The sequence below is a fragment of the Streptomyces sp. NPDC046862 genome, assembly GCF_040704615.1.
Classification (GTDB): Bacteria; Actinomycetota; Actinomycetes; order Streptomycetales; family Streptomycetaceae; genus Streptomyces.
The window spans coordinates 52,543-76,782 of record NZ_JBEYXP010000032.1 but is presented as its reverse complement, the minus strand read 5'-3'; the positions used below and the strand labels follow the sequence as shown (position 1 = coordinate 76,782).

The window sequence follows — 24,240 nt, the reverse complement described above, 5'->3', positions numbered from 1 at the left end:
AGTGAACGGTGTGTCACTCCGGGCGTGGGCGCGTGACGGGTGGCCTGCTACCGGAGCGCGGGGGCGCATGGAGCTCAACAACCACCAGGGCTGGTACGGGGAGACGTTCGTGGCGGCCATAGCCGCGGCGGCCGGCTTTCAAGTGGCCGTGCCCTACCCGGACATCGGCAAGGACCTCATCCTCGGCCGGGACCACGAGTCGCCGGAACTGGACGTCCAGATCGCCCTCCAGGTGAAGTCGCGTCGGATCGGCGAACTCACCCCGGCCGACTCCGGCTTCAAGATCTCCTTGCCGATCGAGCAGTTCAAGAGGTTGCGGGGCCGCAGGCAGGTTCCGTGCTACCTGGTGATGGTGGTCGTGCCCGCCGATCCGCAGAAGTACATCCGGCTGGACGAGCGGTCCCTTGTCCTGCATCACTCGGCGTACTGGCTGTCCCTGGAACACCACTCCATGCCGGTCCAGCAGGGCCAGAAGAGCCTCAATGTCACTGTGCCGCGCGACAATCTGCTCACAGTCGATGTTCTGCACGAATTCTTCGACCGTGCGTGCGAGGAGGTGCCCTTGCCATGACAGCAGTTGGAGTTCCCGAGCACGAGCTGGCGCGCCTGCGCCCGCACGATGTGGCGCACTACTTACGCAGCAGAGGATGGAAACCGGGCAGCCGAATTCGCTACAGCCGCCGCTGGGAACTGGAATGGGGAGGACAGCGCCACCGCGTGCTCCTGCCCCTGGATAGTGAACTCACCGATTACCCGGACCGGATGGCAGACCTGATCGGTGCGCTGTCCGCCATGGAGGGGCGTCCGCCTTCGGTGGTCCACCAGGATCTGACGCTGACCGGCCTTGACGTGCAGTACATCAGGACCATGCCCCGCACACCGTCGGGCACGATCCCGGTACAGGACGGCGTGCTGGCCGTGACCAGTGCCCGGGATCTGCTGATGGCCGCGGCCTGCGACACCGTCGCGGAGGAGCACCGCCTCGTCCAGCCGAGGCGCAAGCCACAGCGGGCGAAGGACTTCGTGGACAGTGCGCGGTTCGGCCCCAGCGCGCCGGGGAGCTACGTCTTCACGGTCCAGGTTCCACTGCCGGAGCCGTCATCGGCGGGGTCGCTCTTCGAGGACGTCCCCGAACTGGATGTGGCTCCGGAACCGTTCGCCCGCCAGGTGTCGCGCAGAATGTACGAGGCGGTGACAGCGGCGCATACGGCGGCCGAGCGAGCGACAGTGGCGGATGACTCGGCCCCCTTCTCGGAGGCCGTGGAGCAGGGCATCTCCGCCGACCTGTGCGAGGCCCTGGCCGGAATCGGCGGACAGGACAGCCGTAACCCGCAGACAGGACCCGGAAATCGCCAGGGGCACGGCTTCTCCCTCGCCTTCGCCTGGTCCCCACGATGGCCCGTGCCGTACGAGAGTTCACTCACCGAGTTCTCCCAACGTCTCGTGTCCGTCCTGCGGGAAGGTGCACAGGACCTGCGTCGCCAGGAGCCGGACCGGGGCGTCACCATCGTGGGCCGTCCCACCAAACTCAAGCGTGTCGCGAACTTCGGGCCCGGTGAGGTCACCGTGGAGGGCCGACTGATGAAGGAGAACGGCGATCTGGTCGGCCAGCAGCGCCAGATCCACCTCCACCTCACGGAGGAGGACTACGACCGTGCCACCGACGCCCACCGCAGCCGGCGCGACCTGAAGATCGAAGGCGACCTCACCCGGCGCGGCAACTACCACGAGCTGACCAATCTGACCGACTTCGACGTGCTGTGACGAGATCTATACCACCTGTGTGAGCCGGTGACACAGTAGGTGCAGGAGTTGCCCGCGCCAGGTGGGGCAGGGCCGGGGCGGTCGGGCCCTCTCGGGGTGCGTGTTTGAATTGCTGTGTTTGACGGGATTCGCCCCGGCCAAGGCGGTACCAGGTATCAGGCCGGGGCGGTGTGAGGAGCGCGGAGAGCCGATGACGACATCGTCGACCACCGACCTGGCGGGAGTGGCGCAGCGGGCGGTCCGTCGCCGTGGCGACGCCCAGGACCCGACGGCGGTCCCCGAGATCAGCGACCTGGTCGAGGTGCGGGGCCAGCGCTGGGTGGTGGCCGACGTGGATCTCGGTGAGTCGGAGGAGACGGACGACGGCGTCCGCCGAGGCACCACGCTGGTCACCCTCAACAGCGTCGAGGACGGCCGCTACAACGACACACTCTCGGTCATCTGGGAGGTCGAGCCAGGACGGCGCAGGCTGCCGACCGGATCCCTGCCCGATGTGACCGCGAGCGGCTTCGACCCTCCCGAGCGCCTCGCCGCCTTCCTCGACGCGGTCCGCTGGTCGGCGGTGACCTCCGCGGACGTACGCACGCTCCAGGCACCGTTCCGCTCCGGAGTCGCCGTGGAGCCGTACCAACTGGAACCCGTCTCCCGCGCCGTCGCCGCACCACGGGTGAACCTGCTCCTCGCCGACGACGTCGGCCTCGGCAAGACCATCGAGGCGGGTCTGGTCGCCCTGGAGCTCATCCTGCGCAACCGCGCCCACAAGATCATGATCGTCTGCCCGGCCGGCCTGACCGTGAAATGGCGGGACGAGATGGCCGAGAAGTTCGGCCTCGACTTCACGGTTATCGACTCTGAGCGCAGCGCCGAAGTGCGCCGCAGCCACGGCAGCGCGGCCAACCCCTTCAACATCTACCCGCAGTGCATTGTCAGCCTGCCCTGGTTGCGCGGCCCCAAGGCGCAGCGCCTACTCGCCGAGGTCCTGCCTGTCGAGGACACCGACGCGACCACCCCCACGAAGCGTGTCTTCGACCTGCTCATCCTCGACGAGGCGCACCATGTCGCGCCCTCCGCGCCCAAGCAGCTCTACCCGGTCGACTCCCAGCAGACCAAACTGATCCGCCGCCTCGCGCCGCACTTCGAGCACCGGCTTTTCCTGTCGGCCACCCCGCACAACGGCTACCAGCAGTCGTACACGGCCCTCCTGGAGATCATCGACAGCCAGCGTTTCGCCCGCGGCGTCGAGCCCGACCCGGCGGCGGTCAAGGACACGGTCGTACGCCGCCTCAAGACCGACATCCGCGAGCCGGACGGCACCCGCCGGTTCCTGGAGCGCACGACGCTGGCCCTGCCCGTCGAGTACACCGAGGACGAACGCCGCATCCACGGCCTCCTCAAGCAGTACGCCCAGCTGCGCCGCGCCAAGCTCGGCACCCGCTACAAGGGCGGACGCAAGGCCGCCGACCTGGTCACCCTGCTCCTGAAGAAGCGGCTGTTCTCGTCCCCGGACGCCTTCGCCCGCACCATCGCCGTCTACCTGGACACGCTCCGCACGAAGAAGCAGCAGGCGGCCGAGGAGATCGAGGACTGGCAGGAGACCTTCTTCGACGACTACGCGGACTACGACGACGAACCGCTCGCCGAAGCCGAGGACGACGCCATCGCCCGCGCCACGACGCTCCAGCCGAGCACGGACGATGACGAAGCCGGTCTACTGGAGCAGATGCAGGAGTGGGCGCAACGCCACCAAGCGCAGGCCGACTCAAAAGCCCGGGAACTCATCGCCTACGTCAAGGCCCAGTGCCTGACCGCCGACGGCAAGCACTGGCTAAACGAGCGCGTCGTGATCTTCACCGAGTATCGCGACACCCAGATCTGGCTCCAGAACCTGCTGCGCGACCACGGCCTGGGCGGCGACCGTGTGGCCCTGCTCCACGGCGGCATGAACACCGAGGACCGCGAACAGCTGCGCCTCGCCTTCCAGGCGGAGCCCGCCGAGAACGACGTACGCATCCTGCTCGCCACGGACGCGGCAAGCGAAGGCATCGACCTACAGCGGCACTGCCACCGCCTGGTCAACTACGACATCCCGTTCAACCCCAACAAGCTGGAACAGCGCATCGGCCGCATCGACCGCTACGGCCAGCGCACCGCCCCCGAGATCGTCCACTTCATCGGCAGCGGCTACGAGAAGGCAGCCGACACCTACGAGGCCGACCTCGAATTCCTCGCCCGCGTCGCCAAGAAGGTGACGCGCATGGAAGAGGACCTCGGCAAGGTCAACGCCGTCCTCGCCGACGCCGTGCAGCGCAGGATGACCGGTGACCTCGGCGCCGACTTCGACGTCGAGCGGGCCGAGGCGTACGCGGGCCGCAAGGCCAAACGCGGTGGCAACGTGGCCGCCGAGCGCGACGTCCAAGCACAGGCGCAGCGACTGAAGGACCAGGTCGACACCACCGTGAGCACCCTCGGCATCACACCGCCCAGGGTCGCCCGAGTCGTCTCGACGGCCCTGGCGCTCGCACGCCAGCAGGACATCACGCCGGTCATCGACGAACGCGAGTTCACGCCGGGCTTCTACGAGGTCCCCACGCTCACCGATTCCTGGGAGCGCGCCGGCCAGGGCCTCGCGGACAAGCTGCGCCCGGAGATCCAGCGCCCCGTCACCTTCGACGCGAAAGGCGCCAAGGGCCGCGACGACGTGGTCCTCGCCCACCTCGGCCATCCTTTGGTCAGCATGTCCGCACGCCTGCTTCGGGCGGCCGTGTGGAACAAGGACCAGACGGGTCTCGCCCGGGTGGCAGCCGTTGTCAGCGACCACCCGGAGCTGGAGACCACCCTCGTAGGAGCCTTCGCCCGCTTCGTTCTCGTCGGGGCGGACGGCGTACGCCTCCACGAAGAGGTTCTCCAGGCAGGCGGTTGGCTCCGCGACGGCGAGACGCCGGGCGGCTCGGTCCGCTTCAACCGCCTCGAAAAGATCACCACGTTGCGCGAGATCCTCGACAACTCGCTCGCCGACTCCACCAAGGCGTCCACGCTCCTTGAACGCCGTCTCGCTGATTCCTGGCCCCACGTGAGCGAAAGCCTGGTCTCCTCCCTCGAATGGCGTGCCCGCAACCGTCAGACCGCGCTGGAGGGCCGCCTCGAGAATCGTCGCCGTGAGGAGACGGAGCGTATCGCCGCCAACATCGACGCCTTCCGTGCCTCGCTGCGCGCCGCCATCGGCAAACCGGACGATGAGGATGAGGAGGGCCAGCTGGAGCTCGCCTTCGACGAGGCCGAGCAGCAGAGCCGCGACCGTGAGAACTGGGCCAAGCGGCTCGACGCCCTGGAGATCGAGAAGGAACGTGAGTTCTCCTCGATCGCCGCGCGCTACGCCTCGCCCAAACCGCTGCTGTTCCCCGTCGCCGTCGTCTTTGTCGTACCCCGCCGGGAGGCTGTGAAGTGAGCACCACCGTCCGTACGAACCACGGCCGCGGACGCGCCCGCAGCGGGGCACCGCTGCCCGACGGCAGGCAGCAGCACCTGGACTGGCTGAGCCTGGTCGACGTGTCGGGCCCGTTCCTGACGCTGCCCGTGCTACTGAAAACCTGGCAGCAACTCGATTCGATCGACAAGCCGATGCGTAGGCGACTGCGGTACGAACACGGCGTCTGGCTGCCCGACCAGGAGGCGGGCCAGGAGGCGTGGATCCGTTTCCTTCTGCGGGAACTCCTGGGCTGGGGCGACGCTTTGCTGGAAGGCGAGGCACTGGCGGGTGTCCTGGCCGTGGAAGTCCCGGAGCACGACGAGCGGGTCGCACCGACCTTCGCGCTGCTGGACCCTGAGACGGAGGGCGATGAGGACGATACGGCCGCACTGGTGGCCGGCGTGTCGATGCTCGGCATGACGCTTCCAGTGGGCCAGCATCCGGCGCGCCGGATCCCGGGCTCGCCCTGGTCGGCCACCCCGATCGACCGCATGGCACACCTGTGCCGTCACCACGGTGTGGAGCTTGGCCTGGTGACGGACGGCCGCTGGTGGGCGCTGGTGTGGGCACCGCGCGGCGGCGTCACCACGTCGGCCGTCTTCGACACGGTGGCCTGGACGGAACAGGCCGAGCGTGTGGTGGTACGAGCCTTCGTGTCGCTCTTGAACAGGCGTCGCTTCTTCTCAGTCGAGGACGACGAGATGCTGCTCCCGCTGCTGAGGGAGTCCCTGGACAACCAGGAGGACGTGACGGACGCCCTCGGTGTCCAGGTCCGTCAAGCCGTCGAACTCCTCGTGGAGGCCATCGGCCGGGCCGACATCAGCGAGCGCGCCAAGGGCGGCCGGGGCCTCGCCGACGTCCCCGCCCAGGAGGTCTACCGGGGCGCGGTCGCCATCATGATGCGGGTGGTGTTCCTGCTGTTCGCCGAGGAGCGCGGCCTGCTGCCGAGTGACAACGAGCTGTACGCGCAGGCGTATTCGGCGAGTCGACTGGCGGAGGAGCTTGAGCGGCGAGCGAGGGAGACGACTGAGGAGGACCTGGAACAGACGAGGGCCGGCTGGCACCGGCTCATCGCCCTCTTCAACGCGGTGTACGAGGGAGTGGACCACCCCAAACTCACCATGCACGCCTACGACGGCTCGATTTTCGACCCCAACGCCTACCCCTGGCTGGAGGGGCGCGGATCGAGCGAGGACGACCCGCGCGAGCCCCTGCCGATCGACGACCGCACCGTCCTTCACATGCTCCAGTCGGTGCAGCATGTCTCGATCGGCACCGGCAGGAGGCGGGAGCGGCGGAAGCTGACGTTCCGGACGTTGGACGTCGAGCAGATCGGCTACGTGTATGAGGGCCTGCTCTCGTATCAGGGGCGGCGGGCCGAGGACACGATTGTGGGGCTGCTGGGGAAGCCGGGGCTTGAGGCGGAGGTGCTGCTGTCCGGGCTTGAGGCGAAGGCAGCCGGTGTCCGGGATGCGGCGGACCTGGGGGCGCTTCTGGCCGAGGAGTACAACAAGACCACGGGGCTTGGGAGCGCGGCCAAGGTCACCAAGTTGCTGGCGCCGTTGGGTGCTGCGGAGCGGGAGGCGGCGCGGAAGAAGCTTCTCGCGGCGACGGGCGGTGACGCGGAGCTGACGGAGCGGCTGCTGCCGTTCTACGGGATCATCCGGCGTGATCTGCGGGACCTGCCGGTGGTCATTCGACCGGGTGCGCTGTACGTCACGGAGTCCGCGCTCCGGAAGAACACGGGCACGCACTACACGCCCAAGTCCCTTGCGCAGAAGGTCGCGGACGGGGCGCTGGAGCCGCTGGTGTACGAGGCCGAGCATGGGCCTCTGACGACGGCTGACCGCTCGCAGTGGCGGCCGAAGTCGTCGAGCGAGCTGCTGAAGCTGAAGGTCGCGGACATCGCGATGGGCTCGGCTGCGTTTCTGGTGGCTGCGTGCCGGTACCTGGCGGATGCGTTGGTGGAGGCGTGGGCTCGGGAGAAGGACGCGCGGGCTATCGCATATCTGGAGGCGGCCGGGTCATTGTCCGCTTCGGCGGTTGACGCGGAGGCCGACCCGGTGATGGTCGAGGCTCGGCGGCAGGTTATCGAGCACTGCCTGTACGGGGTCGACATCAACCCGATGGCCGTGGAGATGGCGAAGCTGTCGCTGTGGCTGGTGTCGATGGACCCGGAGCGGCCTTTTACGTTCCTGGATGACCGGTTGGTGGCGGGGGACTCGTTGCTCGGGATCACGTCTGTGGAGCAGTTGGAGGCCATGCATTTGGATCCGGTGCGGGGGCGGCGGATTCATGGGGATGGTATCGACTTCACGGGGGGTGTGCGGAGGCTGGTGCGGGAAGTCGCCGATGAGCGGAGGAAGTTGGCGGAGATTGCGGGAACGGACTTGGAGGCATTGCGTCGTAAGCGGGTAATGCTGACATCGGTTCGGGAAAAGACTCGCCAGGCCAGCGCATTCGCGGATCTCTTGGTCGGTGCGGCATTGGCAGGGGCTATGAGGGGTGATAAAGAAAAAGATCAGCTCTCCTTCGATGCAGTGAAGGCTGCGCACGACGTTGCGGATGCGGGCGAAAATCTGGAAGTCGCGGCGGATGAGCTGCACAGTGCAGCGTTTCTGGCAAAGCAGTGGCTTGCTGTTGGGCAGCCGGAAGGGGCGCTGAACAGGGAACCCATGCACTTTCCGCTGACTTTTCCGGAGGTATGGGATGAGCGTGGAGGGTTCGATGTTGTGGTGGGAAATCCTCCATTTCTCGGAGGGACGAAGATCTCTGGTCCCATGGGTGTTTCATATCGGAAGTACTTGGCAACGCAGCTAGCTGGGTTCGAAACCGACCGAGCGGACCTGGCATCTTTCTTTGTTCGTCGCGCCGCTGACATCTCGAACCAAAATGGGATCGTCGGACTTGTAACTACACATAGTGTTACAGATCGGGCGAGCCTACAGGTTGGCATCGGGTTTTTGGTCGAACGAGGGTGGACGGTGTATTGCGCTAATCCAAAGCATCCTTGGCCGAGTCGGAGTGCCTCTGTATACATCGTGGAGTTCCATCTGGCGAACGCCGATTATCGTGGCCAACGCATCCTTGATGGAGTGCCGGTCTCTGGGATTACAACGTCATTTACTTCGGCGACTCGCGTTAATTGGGAGCCGATGAAACTTTCTGAGAACTTGAATTATGGGCTCCAGGGTAGTAAGCCGTCAGCTAAGGGATTTATCGTGGATGGCTCTCGTAGGGAAGAGTTGATCCACGCCAACGAGAAGAATGATCGGGTTGTTAGGTCCTACCTCACGGGAAGTGATCTGAATGGTACCCCAGACTTCTCGTCGCGGAGATGGATTATTAACTTCGAAGACTGGTCAGAGGAGCAAGCTAGTGCCTACGCTGAGGCGTTCGCTCATGTAAGGGACCGGGTTCCTGGCGAACGGGTAGGGTCCTCAGAGGAAGGGAATCCGAACTGGTGGCAGTTCGGACGTCCAGCGACTGAGTTGTACCGGAGAATTAGGCATCTGGGTCAGGTTATTGCATTTGCTGAGACCAGCAAGACCCTATCGCCTGTAATGGTTTCTGTCGGGCCTACCTTTGGGAATACTGTTGTCGTGCTCCCGTTCTCTGATTTTGGTACTTTTGGTGTACTTGCAAGCTCTCTTCATTATTGGTGGGCATTGACTCATGGAACTGCCATGAAGAACGACCCGCGGTATCAAGTGCCGAAATGTTTTGAGACCTTCCCTCGGCCTGGATCGCTTGACGAAGTCGAACCGCTTGGTCGGAGATTGGAAGAATTCCGCCGCGCAGTCATGGGGCGGCGTCAGGTCGGGGTCACTGGTATCTATAACCTCGTCCACGACGAGACCTGCACGGACCCAGACGTCACTGAACTCCGTGTGATTCACAAGGCCATCGATGAAGAAGTTGCCCGTGCTTACGGCTGGCATAGCCTCCTAGACCAGCCGGGCGGCCTCGACCACGGATTTCACGACACTCACCAGGGCTTCCGTTACACCATCGGCCCCGTCGTTCGCCAGGAGATCCTCGACTGCCTCCTCGAAGAGAACCAGCGCCGCTACCAGGCCGAGGTAGACGCGGGCCTGCATGCCACAAAGCAGCCCAAGAAGGGCGTCCCGGCCATGGTCAGGAAGACGGCTCGCCTCAAGCCCCCTGCTGAGGAACCGCCGAGCCTCTTTTGACCTCACTCAAACGAAGCGGTGGCCCCGACGAGTTGTCCGCCGGGGCCACACCTCACACGCCGTGCTGCTCAGCCCACCTCGCGCACATGCGCCACGAACGCTGCCCATCCCTGGGGGCCGAAGCCCAGACGCGCGCCCTGCTTGTTCTTCGAGTCGCGTACGTGGATCGTGCCGATGGTTGACGCAACCTCGACGCAGTCGGGGCCGTCGGTGCTGCTGTAACTGCTCTTGAACCACTCCAGCCCGGCGGAACTGTCGGCAGAGAGCTTGATCGTCATGTTTCTCCCAGCAGTTTCTCGATGAACGCCAGTGACTCACGTGGCGAGAGAGCCTGTGCCCGGATGATCCCGTAGCGGGCCTCAAGGATATGGACGTCCCTTCGTTCCGCAGTCACACGGCTGAAAAGCGCCCCCTCTGCTTGCGCCACTTTGTGGCCGTTCTTGGGGTCCAGCAGTCGGAAGGAGCCGCCGCTCAGCCCCGCGTGGTCCTCACGGTCCGTTGGCATCACCTGGATCTCCACGTTCCGCAACTGCCCGACTTCCAAAAGCCGTTCGAGTTGCCCCCGCATCACCATCCTGCCACCGACTGGGCGGCGCAGTGTTACCTCGTCCTGGACGAAGCTCAAGAAGGGCGCGGGCCACTGTGTGAAGATCTCCTGCCGCGCCATGCGCGCGGCTACGTTCCGCTCGATGGTGTCCTCGTCCAGCATCGGCCGGTGCATCCCGTAGAGCGCCTCGGCGTAACACTTTGTCTGGAGGAGCCCGTGGACCTGGTGGGCAGCGTACGCGCCCAACTCGACCGCATCTGCCTCCAGCCGAGCCAGATGGCGCACCTTCTTCGGATACCGAATCTTCTCCACGTCCTCCTTGAACTCGGCCAGCATGCCCTCCGCGCCCAACACTTCATCCGCCTTGTCGAGGAACACCGGCTTCGGAATCCGCCGCCCCCGCTCAACAGCCGACACCTGATGCTCGGTGTACCCGATCGCGCTCCCCACCTCGGCCTGCGTCAACCCCGCCCGTTCCCGCCACCGCCGGACATGCCGCCCCACCATCTCCAGGACCTCGGACATCCCCTCGTCCCAGTCCAGTTCCTCCTCCGAGCCTCCCGAGCCGTCCTCAGGCATCTGCTCCGACTCCGTAACCGCCATGCCAACCACCTCCGGCCGTACTGTCACCACCTCGCACACCCCTGACACCGCCCCTCTCTGTGCGCAGTCACGCCCGACAGCCCGGACAACCTGCCCGGACAGCCTGACAGCCACGCTCCGTATTGGCGTCGTCACTGTTCAAGATAGGTACACCCGACCACGCTGAGTGACATGAATCAGCAGATCTCCATCCCCATCCCCATGCCCGAACTGGCCGCCCCTGCTCAGTGCTTCACCATCCAGCTCAGTTCCACCCCTCAAGGCGCCCGCCTGGCCCGCCGCCTCGCAACGCAGCAGCTCGACGAGTGGGGCATTCACCACGGCACCGATCTCTCCAACCGTGCCGCCCTCGTGGTGGCGGAGCTCGCCACGAACGCCGCCACGCACGGCCGAACCCCAGGCCGCGACTTCCGCCTCACCCTGGCGCTGACCCGGACCTCGGCCCTCGCGTCCGACGGCACCGCGTCCACGTACACCCTCCGTATTGAAGTCACCGACACCCGCCCGGACCGACGTCCACCATCACCGCCAGACCTCACCCCCACCACTCCCGACGCACCCACCGGCAGAGGCCTGCTCATCGTCGACGCCCTTGCCACGCGCTGGGGCACCCGTGCGGACGGTCGGCTCACCAAGACCGTATGGGCGGAGTTCGTCAAGGTCTGGACCCAAGCAGACCAGGCCGCAGGGCATGGGCTGCGGTAACTTGGCCGGTGTGACTGCCCAGGGCATCGAAGAGGTCCGCCTGACCGCGTTCAAGAGCTTCCGTGGTGAGGCCTTCCGGCTCGCTCCGCTGACCGTGCTGATCGGGCGCAACAGCAGCGGCAAGTCGAACGCGCTCGACGGACTCGAAGTGCTGTCCCGCCTGGCGCGCGGCGAGGACATCGCCGAGGCGCTCGAGAGTCGACGCAGCCCCGCCGGGCCGGTGCGCGGCGGGCTCGCCGGGTGTGTGCCGCACGGCTCGGACAGGTTCTCGCTCGGGTGCACTGTGAGCACCGAGAACGGGCCGATCCGCCTGGATGTGACGATCCAAGTGGAGCCGGAAGTGCAGATCATCGAGGAGCGGCTGTCGGGGCCTACTGGCAGCGGCCACCGGGACGTACTCGTCAGCGGTGCACCGAGCCCGCACCTCGGTGACATCCAGGCGTCCTGGCACAACGGCCGGCCCGGCCGGAATCCGAGCGGGCCGTTCCGCAATTCACGTCTCCTCACATCACAGTTGCCGCTGCGCCTGGCGGGTGACACGGACGGCGAACACGACTGCATCTGGATCGCCCTGCGTGTGATGACGGCTCTGGTCGGCGCTTTCCACCTCGACCCGGTGCCGCACCTCATGCGCCAGTACGTCCCCTCCAGGGATGTCCACTTGCGTCGCACCGCGGAGAACCTGTCCGCCGCGATCGGCAACGTACAGAGGACGAGCCCCGAACTCTTCGATCGGCTTGTGCAGTTGCTACGTGGGCTTGCCGATCACGACATCGAAACGCTGGCGGTCACCAAGTCCGAACTGGGTGATGTGATGCTGGCGCTGCACGAGGGGGAGTTGGGGCTCACCCCGGCCCGGGAGATGAGTGACGGGATGCTGCGATTCCTCGCCATCACCACGTCGCTCCTCACCGGGGGGAGGGGCCTCGACCTCGGCGCGTCGAGTGCGGGGAGCGCCAGGGACGGTGCGGAACGCGCACTCATGCTGGTCGTCGAGGAACTTGAGAACGGGCTGCACCCCTCCCAGGCGTCTGAAGTGCTGCAACTCGTCCGGCAGGCGAGCGCGGAGAACGACACGCAGGTGCTGATCACCACGCACAGCCCCGCCCTGTTGTCCGCGCTCGACAGCGCGGATCACGAAGGGGTCGTGGTGTGCTGGCGGGACAGGGAGTCGGGTACGAGCCGGCTCACCAAGCTCACCGAGCTCGACGGGTACCCGGCGGCCATGGCGGCCGGGCGGCTCGGTGATGTGATCACGCAGGGGCGGCTGGAGGCCCGCGGGCAACGCGACCGTGACTACACGGAGTTCGACCGTCTTCTGGGGATCGGGTGAGGCGTGGCTCGCAGGGTTGAATTCGTCGACACGTCAATCCTCTGCAACCTCCTTGAGGTTCCTGGCAAGTGCCAGGACCGCGAGAAGGTGATCGAGGAGCTCCGTCGCAAGAGGGAGGCACGGGACTGCGATCTGCTGCTCCCCGTGACCGCGGTCATCGAGACGGGGAACCACATCGCCCAGCTGTCTGACGGCCGGCAGCGGCGTACATGCGCGGAGCGGTTCGCTGGGGTGCTGCAAACGGTGGTGGAGGGCAAGGCGCCCTGGGCGCTCAACGAGGTGGAGTGGGACGCGGCGCATCTCAGTGCGTTGATCGAGGGTGGCAGCACGGGCAGCAGCCTGGTGGAGCACGCCTGCAACCAGCTCGGATGCGGCGACCTGAACATCCTCATTGAGCGGGACCGGTACCTCGCCCGGACCTCCGGGGTTGTGGCGACGGTATGGACGCTTGATGCGTTGTTGGCATCGTATTCGTGAGGGGTGACTCCTCGAAGGGCAGGGGCTCCTGCCTGGCGTGGAGGCCCGCGTTCACCTCGGCCTGGTAGCGGCGGTGGTTCTCTTCGAGGAGGCGGTCGAGGATCTCCTGGCGGACGACGGGGCCGACGGTGTAGCGGGGGCCCTGGCGGGTGTCGTGGAAGCCATGGTCCAAGCCGCCGGGCCGGTCGAGGAGGTCATGCCAGCCGTAGGCGCGGGTCACTTCCTCGTCGATGGTTCGGTGGATCCCGCGGAGTTCGGTGATATCCGGGTCCGTGCAGGTCTCGTCGTGGACGAGATTGTAGGTGGCAGTGAGGCCGCCCCGAGCGAGCATCACGTCGTGGCGTCGGGCGTCCAGCTGGGCTCCCAGCTCCTGCAACGAGGACGTCGCTTCGGGGCGCGGCAATGTCTCGAACACGTCGGTGGGAGAATAATTTAGATCAGCCTTCATTGTCGAACTGCGAATGATGGCCCACCAATAATGTGGAGCACTCCCAAGAAAGGCCAGGAGAGCGGTATCATCCGTGGCGAAGGTGACGATCTTCTCGTTCAAGACCTGGTTGGCTGGAACTGTGATCGGCATAGCTGTCTTGCTGATCCGTGCAACAGCTATTACTCGGTCGAGTTCAGCGATACGCGTGTACAGTTCAGGTGCGGTACGTGTGAAGCGCCACCAAATCTCGCGCCGTTGCTTGTTGCGATTCCTGTCTCGCTCCGGCTTTACCAGGCGCCGTACCTGCTCGTATGCCTCCGGATACTGCTTGGCCTGTTCCTCGCTCCAGTCATGGAAATTTATCACCCAGCGGCTGGCCGAGCTGTCCGGGCGGGAGTTAAGGTCCTGTCCATTGAGATACGGGAATAGTACGTCTCGATACCGTTCATTCCTGGCGATAAGATTTCGAGCGGCGCCTGGGTCCATCGTGAATCCCAAACCCAGTATATTTGCCCCTTGGAACGCGATGCTTCGATTCTCGGCAAGCCGATGTGCAACGCCGAGGACTCGTGAGGACAGCTCCAGAGGAGAGGTGATCCTCTTCGCTACCGGACGGTGATCCAGCACGCGTAATCCGCCGTCTGCAACGCCGGACCGACTTGTCCACACTGCGCAGAACTCCAAGACGGCACTCCGCGACGGCCATGGCGCACTCTTCACGGCCTGGCGTATCTCCGCACCGCTGGCGACCACTTGGTCCAGTCCTACCTCCCGAGTATCTCCCTGGGCCAGAGTGTTTGTAGCGATCAATCCCGTCTGTCCGGCCTTGTTCAGTAACTCGTGTGCCCGTAGAAGGAAATATGCGGCCAGGTCCGCACTGCCACGTGCGTTGCGTCCCAGCACTCGCACTATGTACTCCCGGTACGGCTTCCCTAAAGTGCCGGTCAGCTTTTGCCCTCCCAGGAATGGAGGGTTTCCCACGACCGCATCGAAACCGCCATTTTGGAACACCTCTGGAAAACGGTGCGGCCAATGGACGGGATTCCATTCATCGAAGCCCTCAACGCCAGCTGCAAGGCGCCACCGGGAAATGTCCGCATGGGCTCGCTCTTTGATAACGTTCCGATCCTCCGAAAGCGCCCTACCAAGCTGCTCCGGATAAGCCGCAGCAGAAATTGCCGCTGCATCCAGACCTCGCGCGTGCGGAGCGTGCGCCAGCGATGCGGTCACGAGAAGGTCCCCGAACAACTCTAGTAGCAGGACTGAGCGTTTGGCGTCCCTGAGTATGCGTCGCTTCTCTTCGAGAGCGGCGAGCGAATCTCCCGTAATGCCGACTAGGCTCTCCCGTAACCGTGCAGCACGCTGGATGTCGGCGCCCATCCCGGTCTGTTGCCAGATAGTCGACGTGTAATCGACCGGAGACCGGCGGTGAACCGTATGCTCCGCCGTCGGCAGTACGTGCATGTAGTCCACCTGCTCGGACCGCGAAATGCCCACGAGTGAGTCTCCGTCGATCAGCCGATCGTCCAGGAACGTGAACGGCATGCCCGGCTCCACCGTGTCCAACCAGAGCGCGAACTTGGCCAGTTCGACGGCAAGCGGGTTGATGTCGACCCCGTACAGACACCGTTCCGCGACCTCCCTCCGGGCTCGGATCATCACGAGATCGAAGCCCTCTTCCGCCCGCTCCCGGAAGGGTTCCAGCGGACGGATGACATCGGCGTCGATCTGTGCCCGGATGCGGCCTTCCGCCGCTTCCTCCCGCTCGATCGCCCTCGCTTCGACCAGCCGCTCTGCCAGGTACCGGCACGCCGCGACCAGGAACGCCCCCGAACCGCACGCGATGTCGGCGACCTTGAGTCGGAGGATTTCGGCGCTGGACTTGAGTCTCCAGGCGTCCTTGTCGGCTGTTTCCAACGGCCCGGGGGAGTACACCAAGGGCTCCAGCGCCCCCTTCACCACCTCCGTCGCCAACCACTCGGGTGTGTAGTGCGCCCCGGTTGCCTTCCGCTTCGACGACCTGCCGACGTACAGGCCTCCAGGGAGGATCACGATCGGCAGATCACGTAGGTCGTGACGGATGAGGCCGTAGAGCGGCTTGAGGCGTTCGGTGAGAGACGCATCGCCCCCCGTAGCGGCCAGCAGCTTCCGCTCGGCGACAACGCGTTCCGGCGCTTCGAGTGGACGCAGCGCCCGCTCCACAGCCGTGGCCGTGCCGATGCCGGAGTTCTTGTATGCGACGCACAGCGATGCCGCCAGCGCGGCAAGCGGTTCCCCGGCCCGAGCAGCCTCCGCGGCGAGTCGCTCGACCTGGGCCAGCTCCACCTGGACTTCTCGGCCGTGCTTGCCGATCAGGCCGATGACCGGAGTTGCGGCGCGCTCCCCTTCGTACTCCAGGAGCCCCTCGTAGACGTGGCCAATCTGGCCGATCGACAGCTCACCGAAGGCGGTCCTGCGGCGCTCCCGGGAACGCCCTCGACCTGTCACGACGTACTGCACCGCTCGCAGCATGTGCAGCACGGTCCGATCGTCCACCGGCCATGGCGACCCCCCGTCACCCGGTTCGAGCCAAGGGTGCCGGCCGGGATCGAAGAGGCTCCCGTCGTACCCGCAGATCCGCAGGTCAGGGCGGTCCACGCCTTGGTAGATAGCGTGGAACAGGGCCACGAGCCGGTGCCACGCAGCTGTGCTCTGCTCCAGGTCCTCCTCGCTGGTGTCGCGGGCCTGCGCCTCGAGTTCGGCGCACAGGCCGCCCGCCGAATAGGAGCGGGCGTAGAGGGGGTTGTCGGCTGGCAGCAGCCCTTTCTCCTCGGCAAAGAAGGCGAACAGAATCCGCATCTGGGTCGCGAGGGCGGCCTTGTAGACCTCGGCCGCGGACTGCTTCTCCAGCCCGGGACGACCGGCCTTGCGGGCATCCCTGTCCGCGCGGCCGATGGCGGCCACCAGCAGCTCGACGGCCTCCTTCACCTGTCGGCCCAAGGACTCGGTGAGGTCCTCCGCCCGGTCCTCCGCGCTACTGAGGAGAGACGTCAGGGTCTCGTCGTCCGACACGGCGAAGAAACGGCGACGGCTGAGCAGAGAGATGAACGCCCGTGCCGTCGTCCGGTCGGCCGCCGACCCCCAGTCCGCGGTGTCGAACGTGACGAAGGTGGTCGCTGCCTCGCGGGGCGCCCAGACAAGAGTCCACCAGCGGCCGGCTGCGACCAGCCCGAGCCCGATGCCGTGGTGACGGCAGAGCCGAGCCAGCCGGTCCGCCGGGGACGCTGTCCACGCGGCGCCGGACTGCCGGTCCGTCGGCACCACGTCCGGCGCGCAGACGAGACCGAGCAGGGGAATCGCGTCAGGTGCGGGGCCGGATGCCTCAGAGGTGTCCGGGTGGATCAGTGCGAACGACGGGGTGATCGTCTCCTGGTGTTCCGGAACGGACAGGGAAAGGCGGTCCAGGAGGCAGAGATCCTCGCTGAGCGCGTCACCCCAGCCCAGCAGGTCGCGCAGCAGGTGGCCGATCCACGCGTTGTGGGCGGCACGCGGCTTCGACTGCCATTCGCGGTGCGCGAGACGAAGGGAGCGCCGGGCCGACACGTCGAGGGCATCGAGCTGTGGCCAAACGCGGGTCAGCGTCGGCATTCCCAGGAACGGGCCGTCGATCGTGACCAGACCCAGCCACTCCTCGTGACGGCTTCGGCCTTCCGCTGCCGGTGGCCGGTTACCGGCGGTCCGGCCGCGCCTCCAGGGCTCCATTCGTGCGGACGTCGTACCGGTAGCCATAGGGCACCCTCGCTGCGAGACGACGATTGCGTGCGGCGATCCGAGGAGGTGGGTGATGAGGCCTCTGGGACTGACGGTAGCCGGACGGGCACTCTGTGAACAGACCGCCTTCGGCATTCCGGCCCTCCACCCGGTGGGGAAGCGCGCTGACAGAGACCTCGCCGAGCATCCGGAACAAGCCATGCCCGCACCGGTCGCCCCGTTATGAATGTCAGTGGTGGCCGTTAGCATCCAAGTCATAACAGGTAGTCAGGGTCCCCGTGATGGTCGCCGCAGAGCCGGGAGGGCCTTCGGAGGGGGGCCGTCCATGAGGTACGAAGGAGAGAAGCAGCGATGCCCAGTCAGTCTGCTGAGGTGCCGCCGGGCTCGTTGGAGGAAGACCTCCTCCAGAGGGTTCGCGAGGTACAGCAGAGCTTCGTCCCAGCCAGTTCTTACGGAGTCCGGGACGATCTGGGCAAGCTCATCAGCCGCGATCTGCTCGGCCCTTGGGACGGACCGAGTGAGGAGTTCGACCACCGCGCGGCTGGTCCCCGTGACCGCTATCTCGTTGGTCTGATCGGCCCCAAGCGCACGCTCACGACCTCTCTGGCGGCCACCGGCGAGCAGTTGGACGACGACTCCGACGGTGAGGGGGACGGCAGCGACCAGAGCCTTCCCGAGAAGCTCACCACTCAAAACGCCGGCCGTATGTGGGCGTCTTCCATGGGCATGATGTTTGCCGTTGCCGCAGACGACGGCGTGGACGCGGTCTCCGTGCGGGTGCGATGGGGGCGCTATCACAAGTCCCAGGTGCTGAGCGACGACGGAGTCGCCCGTACGACCTGGAGCCGCGAGCAGGTTGAGAAGAATCCCGAGATCCGGCTTGACGGCAAGCCCCGCCAGGTTCTTCCGCTCACCGCGGACGACCCGGAGTCCGCGGGGGTGCGTCTGGTCGCCGAGGTGCGAACCCGGCCGGGAGCGGGCGGGCCGACCCGAGTGGTCGAACTCTCCCTTGTGAACGCCCAAGAGGAGCCCCAGCAGTCCAAGGACGCAGCATGGCTGTTCCAGACGGAATTGCGGGTCACGGCGCTGGACGGCGAAGCATCCGTCTTCCTGCCCATCTCCGATCCGCTCGATGAGACGGCGGCGGAGGGCGACCAGGACACGTTCGGCGTCGCCGACCCGGAGGAGCAGCACCTGACGTTGCTCTACCGCAACCAGCTGAAACACGCGGCGGGTCGCAACGTCGCCGTGACGGTGACCATCGACGAAGGCCAACGACGGGCTCGCGCGCTCACCACCACCTGGCTTCCCGTCCACGACGTGCCCGCCACCATTGCGCCGTCCGGCGACGAAGCCGAGCAGCTCGCCGGTCTCGAGCTCTCCATGGACGCGCTCGCCGAGCTTGCCCCCGCTGAACTGACGGCGGCACTCGCACCGTTGGCAGACGGATACAGTGCATGGCTCGACGAACGTCACGCGCAGGCCGAGCAGCTGCCTCCAGCCCTGCGGGACAGCGCGCTCGCCGCGGTCGAGCAGGCTCGTGAGGTGGCTGTCCGGATCACTCTCGGGGCGGACCTTCTACGAGACCCGGACCGGCCCGAGGCACTGGAGGCCTTCCGGTTCGCCAACAGGGCGATGGCTCTTCAGCGGCGGCACACCGCCATCGCGGGGCTGCGCGAGAGGGAAGGCCTCAGTTTCGCCGAGGCGCAGCAACGGATCGCCGATCAAGGGCCTGCCGCCGCGTCCTGGCGTCCGTTCCAGCTCGCGTTCGTCCTCCTGAATCTGCGTGCCCTGGCCACTCCCACGCTCCCCGAACGCGAAGCAGGCGCCGATGCCATCGTCGACCTGCTGTTTTTTCCGACCGGTGGTGGAAAGACCGAGGCCTATCTCGGGCTTGCCGCATTCACCTTCGCCATTCGCCGCCTTCAGGGCACGATCGGTGACGGAGCGGATGCCCGCAGTGGTGACGCCGGGGTCGCCGTTCTGATGCGCTACACCCTCCGTCTCCTCACCGCGCAGCAGTTCCAGCGTGCCGCCGCCCTGGTCTGTGCAGCGGAGGTGCTGCGCCGACACGCCATCGAAGGCGGGGACACCCGCTGGGGTACGACCCCCTTTCGTATTGGACTCTGGGTGGGCGGGGCCGTTTCCCCGAACCGCTACGAAGAAGCGGCACAGCAGATCGCCGAAGCGAAAGAGGCGGGGGACGGCCGGGGCGCCAAGGTACTGCAGACTCTCGCCTGTCCCTGGTGCGGCACAGCCCTCAGCGCTCAGCGTGATCTCCACCCCGACGACGATCTGCGCCGGGTTCTCCTCTACTGCGCCAACGGCGAAGGCAAGCACGCCTGCCCGTTCTCTCAGCGGCGCTCCCCTCGCGAAGGGCTGCCTATCCTCACGGTGGACGAGGAGATCTACCGTCTCGCCCCCAGCCTGCTGATCGCTACGGTCGACAAGCTCGCCCAGCTCCCTTGGCGCGGCTACGCGGGGATGCTCTTCGGGCGCGTGTCCCAGCTCTGCCCGCGCCACGGCTACCGGCACGCCGACCTGGACACGCGGACAAAGTGCGGCGAGAAGCACAACGCCAAGGGCAAGTACGAAGCGGTCAAGAGCCAGGAAGTAACGCGACTGCGGCCCCCGGACCTGATCATCCAGGACGAACTCCACCTGATCTCAGGCGCCTTGGGCACCACCGTCGGGCTCTTCGAAGCGGCCGTCGATGAATTGTGCAGCTGGCCGATGCGCGACGGCACGGGAACCACGAAACTCGTGGGCCCCAAGATCGTGGCATCCACAGCTACGACGAAGCGAGCAGCCGATCAGATCCTTGGCGTCTTCGCGAGGAAGGCGGCGATCTTCCCGCCCCAGGTGATCGATGTCGAGGACACGTTCTTCTCACAGCAGGTCGCGCTGTCGCACCAGGCGCCCGGCCGACGCTACCTGGGAATCTGCGCGCACGGCGTGAGGATGAAGCAGGCGGAGATCCGCGTGGCCGAGATCCTGCTTCTCGCCGGGCAGACCCTTTTCGACAAGCACGGCAAGTCGGCCGACCCCTACATGACGCTGGTGGGCTACTTCAACGCCACCCGTGAGCTCGCCGGAATGCGCCGCTTCCTGGACGACGACATCGCCACCCGTGTCCGAGTCCACGGCAATCGCAAGGGCCTCTCGAACCGGCTGCTCCGCAGGACGGAAATGCTGTCCGTGCAGGAGCTGACCTCGCGTATCTCCTCCGGAGACATAACCGAGGTGCTCGCCCGGTTGGACGTCGGCTTCGACGAGGAGATGGACACGACCGTCCGCAAGATCGCCCTCAACGACGAGTTGAAGGCCGCGGCGCAACACAAACAGCGCCTTGATTTGGCGAAACTGCACCTTCGCAACGAAGGGGCGGGTGCGGTGGACACGGTCATCGCGACTTCCATGCTCCAGGTGGGCGTGGACGTCACCCGGTTCGGCCTGATGATGGTGGTCGGCCAACCGAAGAACACCGCCGAGTACATCCAGGCGTCGTCCCGTGTCGGCCGCGACGCCAAGCGCCCGGGGCTGGTCGTCACGCTCTACAACTGGACCCGCCCCCGGGACCTGGCGCACTTCGAGAACTTCGGCCACTACCACGCCACCTTCTACCGCCAGGTCGAAGCCCTCTCGGTCACGCCCTTCGCACGCCGGTCCCTCGACCGCACGACGGCAGCCGCATGGATCGCCGCGGTGCGCAACGCGACCGATCACAACTCACGTAACGCCGACGCGTTCGACGTCGATCTCGACGGTCCGCCCGCACAGCAGATCACCGAGCGCTTCCTTCGCCGTGCCGAGGCAGTGGGTGGTGAACGCGCCCGTGGTTACCTCGCGGAGCGCATCAACACACTCAAGGACGCCTGGGCACAGAAGAAGCAGGGCAACGCGCGCCTCGGGTACGAGGACGGCAAGTGGAGAGGGCAGCAGCTCGCCGGGCTGCTGAACAAAGCCACCGGAGCGGTCTGGGACGAGCTCACCGTCGCCCAGTCGATGCGTGAGACGGAGAACGAGATCAATCTGCTGGTCCCTGGCAGTGGCTTGTTCGATGTGGTTGGAGGGGCTCCCGCGTGGAGCTATCCAGGGGGCGGTGGTCAAGACGGCTCTGGCGACGAGGACTCGCCCGAGGGCGATGAAACCGGCGCTGTACTGGACAACAAGGCCGTAGCGAACGGGCAGAGCGGAAAGAAGGCCCAGGCATGACGGACAAGGCTCAGTACCGCCGCCGTGTGGGATCCGTGCGCCCGAGCCACCTGATGTTCACCGGGGGCGTCGGAGCGCTGGTCGATCTGCCGAACTTCGCCGTTCTCGTGCGGGGCATCGATGACTGGCAGTACGACTCCGTGTCATTGGATGATCTGAAGGAACCGCGGCTGCTGCGGGCCGTCAACAGCCTGCTCGCCGCTCCTCATGGGCCACAGGTGACGCAGTTGCGTCCGGCACCGTGGGTGGACGGTGCGGAATCGGACCCCAATGGACCTGCGGCGAAGGTGGGTGTGCCGGTCCTGCCCTTCCCACAGTGGCTGCGGTGTACCGCGTGCAACGAACTCGGTGCGCTGGACTCGAAGGTCTTCAAGTTCGAGAACGCCAAGCCGCGCCGTCCGGACCAGGCCCGCTTCTTCCACGAGAACTGCACCACGAAGCGCAAGGGCAAGCGTCCGCTGGCCGTAGCGGCGCGCTTCGTACTCGTCTGCAAGTCAGGGCACCTGGACGACTTCCCGTACACGACCTTCGTACATCGCGGAGGTGAGTGCACGGCGGTCAGCCACCCCCGCCTGCAGATGCTGGACCACGGCGGCAACCAGGCCGCCAACGTCAAGATCAAGTGCGTGAACTGCGGCAAGGAACGGAATATCCGCGACGCGATGGGCCCCCGTGGTGAAGCCAACCTGCCGAGTTGCCGGGGCCGCCATCCCCACCTGGCGACCTTCGAGGCGGCTGGCTGCGAACAGTCCCCCAAGTCGTTGGTGATCGGCGCCTCGAACCAGTGGTTCGCACAGACTCTCAGCGCCCTGGCCGTCCCTCCCACCAGCGGCAGCGCCTTGCAGGGAAAGATCGAGCAGCTCTGGGACACACTTCAGAAGGTGGACGCCCCGGCCATGCTCGAACTGGTTTGGGACCTTCAGCAGTTCAAGCCGCTGCACCAATGGAAGCAAGCCGAGGTCTTCGCAGCCATCCAGGAGAAGAGGGCTGCCGCTGAAGCAGCACCGGGTGCCCAGCCGATGTCGTACCCCGACCTCCTCACCCCGGAATGGGAGATTTTGACCAGCCCTCACGTCCCGGACCAGACCGAGGACTTCGCGCTCCGTGACATCACCGTTCCGCCTGCCCTGGCTGGCATGTTCTCGCATATCGTCCAGGCGGAACGGCTCAGAGAAGTGCGTGCCCTCGTTGGCTTTACTCGCCTCGACGCCCCCGACCCCGAGGACCCGGATCTGGTCACGCGTGCCCCGCTCTCCCGTAGCGGCACACCGGCTTGGGTGCCGGCCAGTGAAGTACGTGGCGAGGGGATCTTCCTGCGTATGCCCGAGCCGTTGGTCGCCTCCTGGGAACAGCGAGTGGCTGGTTCGGTTGCCCTGGCCGCACACCGGGACGCGTACGTCGAATTCCGCCGCAACCGTTACTCGGGGCGCGTCCAAGGCATCGACGAGCCTCTTCGCGGCTGGCCCGGAGCACGCTACATCGCCCTGCACACCCTCTCTCACCTGCTGATCCGGGCCATCGCGCTGGAGTGCGGCTACTCTTCGGCGAGCCTGTCAGAACGGATCTACGCTGGTCGTGAGGGAGACCCACGTACGGGCATCCTGATCTACACGGCCGTACCGGATGCCGAAGGCACTCTGGGTGGCCTGGTCGCGCTCGCCGAACCAGAGAAGTTCACTCGCGTCGTGCGGCGGGCCTTGACCGACGCGGAGCGCTGTTCCTCCGATCCTCTCTGCGCAGAGCGACTTCCGCGTCCTCCGCACGAGGACTTCCTCCACGGCGCGGCATGTCATGTCTGTCTCTTCGTGTCGGAGACTACGTGCGAGCGCGGCAACCGATTCCTGGACCGTCGCTTCATCGTGCCTATCGACGACCCGGACCTTGTGCTGTTGCAGGGAGTCAAGTGACTGACAAAGCAACGGCATTTGAACAAGCTGCGGCCGAAGCTCTGAAGGTGGTGGGAGCGGATGGCGTCCGTACTCTCGCTGAAGAGATAGGAAGACAACGTCCAAGGGCCTCGGTCCTCTCCGCGTGCGCGTTTCCTGGATTCCTGGAGTCGGGGACGTCGGTTCTGCACGCGATAACGGCGGACGGCATGGACTCGTCGGAGGCAGCCGCGTACTTGCGGGGCCTTGCGGCCGGCCACTCCGTGGGGGTCAGGGAGCAGGAGGTCTCGCTGGTCTGGAGTGGGCCTTCAACGCACCAAGTCCCGGTCAGGACTACCAGCCGTGTGTTGCTTCAGCTCATTGACTCAGCCCAGCGAGAACTACTCCTGATGACCTATTCGGCGACGCGCTACACGCCGCTCACACATGCGCTGGAGGCTGCAGCCGCCAGGGACGTGCGTATTGACGTCGTCGTTGAAACGCTGCAGGGCGCGGGCAGCGCCCTCTCCGGGACAGAGCCTGCGTCTGCCTTTCTCGATGTGTCAGGGCTCAGGATTTGGCACTGGCCTCCAGGTAATCGCGCCGAGCCGGGAGCCAAGACGCATGCAAAACTGGCGCTGGCCGACAGACGGGTCCTGCTCACCACGAGCGCCAATTTCACGCAATCGGGAGTGGACAGGAATATCGAGGCCGGAGTACTGATCACGGGGGGGTCAGTGCCCACCCGCACTGCAGAGCATGTCCAGGAACTGCGGCGCACTGGTGTACTCCAACGGTACTGGTGAATGGCCTTCTCCAGCGATGTCGTCGACGCTGAACAGCGGTACCCTTCTGCCAATCAGCCCTGTGCCGTTTCTGGCACGAAGGAGAC

At 65.9% G+C, this 24,240-nt stretch carries 13 protein-coding genes; 10 read left to right on the top strand and 3 right to left on the bottom strand.

Features of this window, described 5'->3' with window-relative positions; all coding sequences use genetic code 11:
* Positions 1-67 precede the first annotated feature (67 nt).
* The 4 genes from AB0959_RS31180 (at position 68) to AB0959_RS31165 (ending at position 9,423) form a co-directional block, all read left to right on the top strand.
* Positions 68-571, top strand: coding sequence for a DUF4365 domain-containing protein (locus AB0959_RS31180; protein ID WP_366830001.1), 504 nt, complete (start codon positions 68-70; stop codon positions 569-571).
* 191 nt (positions 572-762) lie between these two features.
* On the top strand, positions 763-1,764 hold the full coding sequence (locus AB0959_RS31175) for a hypothetical protein (protein ID WP_366830000.1): 1,002 nt from the start codon (positions 763-765) through the stop codon (positions 1,762-1,764).
* 190 nt (positions 1,765-1,954) lie between these two features.
* Positions 1,955-5,209 (top strand): DISARM system SNF2-like helicase DrmD, encoded by a 3,255-nt coding sequence (gene drmD / locus AB0959_RS31170; RefSeq protein WP_366829999.1) that lies wholly within the window; start codon positions 1,955-1,957, stop codon positions 5,207-5,209.
* Complete coding sequence (locus AB0959_RS31165; protein ID WP_366829998.1) at positions 5,206-9,423, top strand: type IIL restriction-modification enzyme MmeI; 4,218 nt, start codon at positions 5,206-5,208, stop codon at positions 9,421-9,423. The genes drmD and AB0959_RS31165 overlap by 4 nt, the downstream gene beginning before the upstream one ends.
* Before the next feature lie 68 nt (positions 9,424-9,491).
* On the opposite strand, the gene AB0959_RS31160 is transcribed toward AB0959_RS31165, so the two are convergent.
* On the bottom strand, positions 9,492-9,701 hold the full coding sequence (locus AB0959_RS31160) for a DUF397 domain-containing protein (RefSeq protein WP_366829996.1): 210 nt from the start codon (positions 9,699-9,701) through the stop codon (positions 9,492-9,494).
* Entirely contained in the window at positions 9,698-10,495 is a 798-nt protein-coding gene (locus tag AB0959_RS31155; protein WP_366830049.1) for a helix-turn-helix transcriptional regulator, read from the bottom strand. Before AB0959_RS31155 ends, AB0959_RS31160 begins: the two co-directional genes overlap by 4 nt.
* A gap of 249 nt (positions 10,496-10,744) precedes the next feature.
* Between AB0959_RS31155 and AB0959_RS31150 the strand changes: the two genes are divergently transcribed.
* From AB0959_RS31150 to AB0959_RS31140, 3 genes are read left to right on the top strand one after another with little or no spacing between them, the layout of a single operon-like run.
* Positions 10,745-11,278 carry an ATP-binding protein gene (locus AB0959_RS31150; RefSeq protein WP_366829995.1) on the top strand — a complete coding sequence of 178 codons (534 nt, stop codon included), beginning with the start codon at positions 10,745-10,747 and terminating at the stop codon, positions 11,276-11,278.
* Positions 11,279-11,288: 10 nt separating this feature from the next.
* Complete coding sequence (locus AB0959_RS31145; RefSeq protein WP_366829994.1) at positions 11,289-12,611, top strand: ATP-binding protein; 1,323 nt, start codon at positions 11,289-11,291, stop codon at positions 12,609-12,611.
* A gap of 3 nt (positions 12,612-12,614) precedes the next feature.
* Complete coding sequence (locus AB0959_RS31140; protein WP_366829993.1) at positions 12,615-13,088, top strand: hypothetical protein; 474 nt, start codon at positions 12,615-12,617, stop codon at positions 13,086-13,088.
* On the opposite strand, the gene AB0959_RS31135 is transcribed toward AB0959_RS31140, so the two are convergent.
* The gene (locus tag AB0959_RS31135) at positions 13,000-17,145 is read right to left on the bottom strand and encodes a DNA methyltransferase (RefSeq protein ID WP_366829992.1); all 4,146 of its coding nucleotides are present in this window, start codon (positions 17,143-17,145) and stop codon (positions 13,000-13,002) included. The genes AB0959_RS31140 and AB0959_RS31135 overlap by 89 nt on opposite strands.
* 474 nt (positions 17,146-17,619) lie before the next feature.
* Here AB0959_RS31135 and drmA point away from each other — a divergent pair, with 474 nt between their 5' ends.
* From drmA to drmC, 3 genes are read left to right on the top strand one after another with little or no spacing between them, the layout of a single operon-like run.
* Complete coding sequence (gene drmA, locus AB0959_RS31130; RefSeq protein ID WP_366829991.1) at positions 17,620-21,483, top strand: DISARM system helicase DrmA; 3,864 nt, start codon at positions 17,620-17,622, stop codon at positions 21,481-21,483.
* On the top strand, positions 21,480-23,390 hold the full coding sequence (locus AB0959_RS31125; RefSeq protein ID WP_366829990.1) for a DUF1998 domain-containing protein: 1,911 nt from the start codon (positions 21,480-21,482) through the stop codon (positions 23,388-23,390). Before drmA ends, AB0959_RS31125 begins: the two co-directional genes overlap by 4 nt.
* A complete protein-coding gene (gene drmC, locus AB0959_RS31120; protein ID WP_366829989.1) occupies positions 23,303-24,154 on the top strand; it encodes a DISARM system phospholipase D-like protein DrmC in 852 nt (283 codons plus the stop codon). The genes AB0959_RS31125 and drmC overlap by 88 nt, the downstream gene beginning before the upstream one ends.
* Positions 24,155-24,240: the final 86 nt, after the last annotated feature.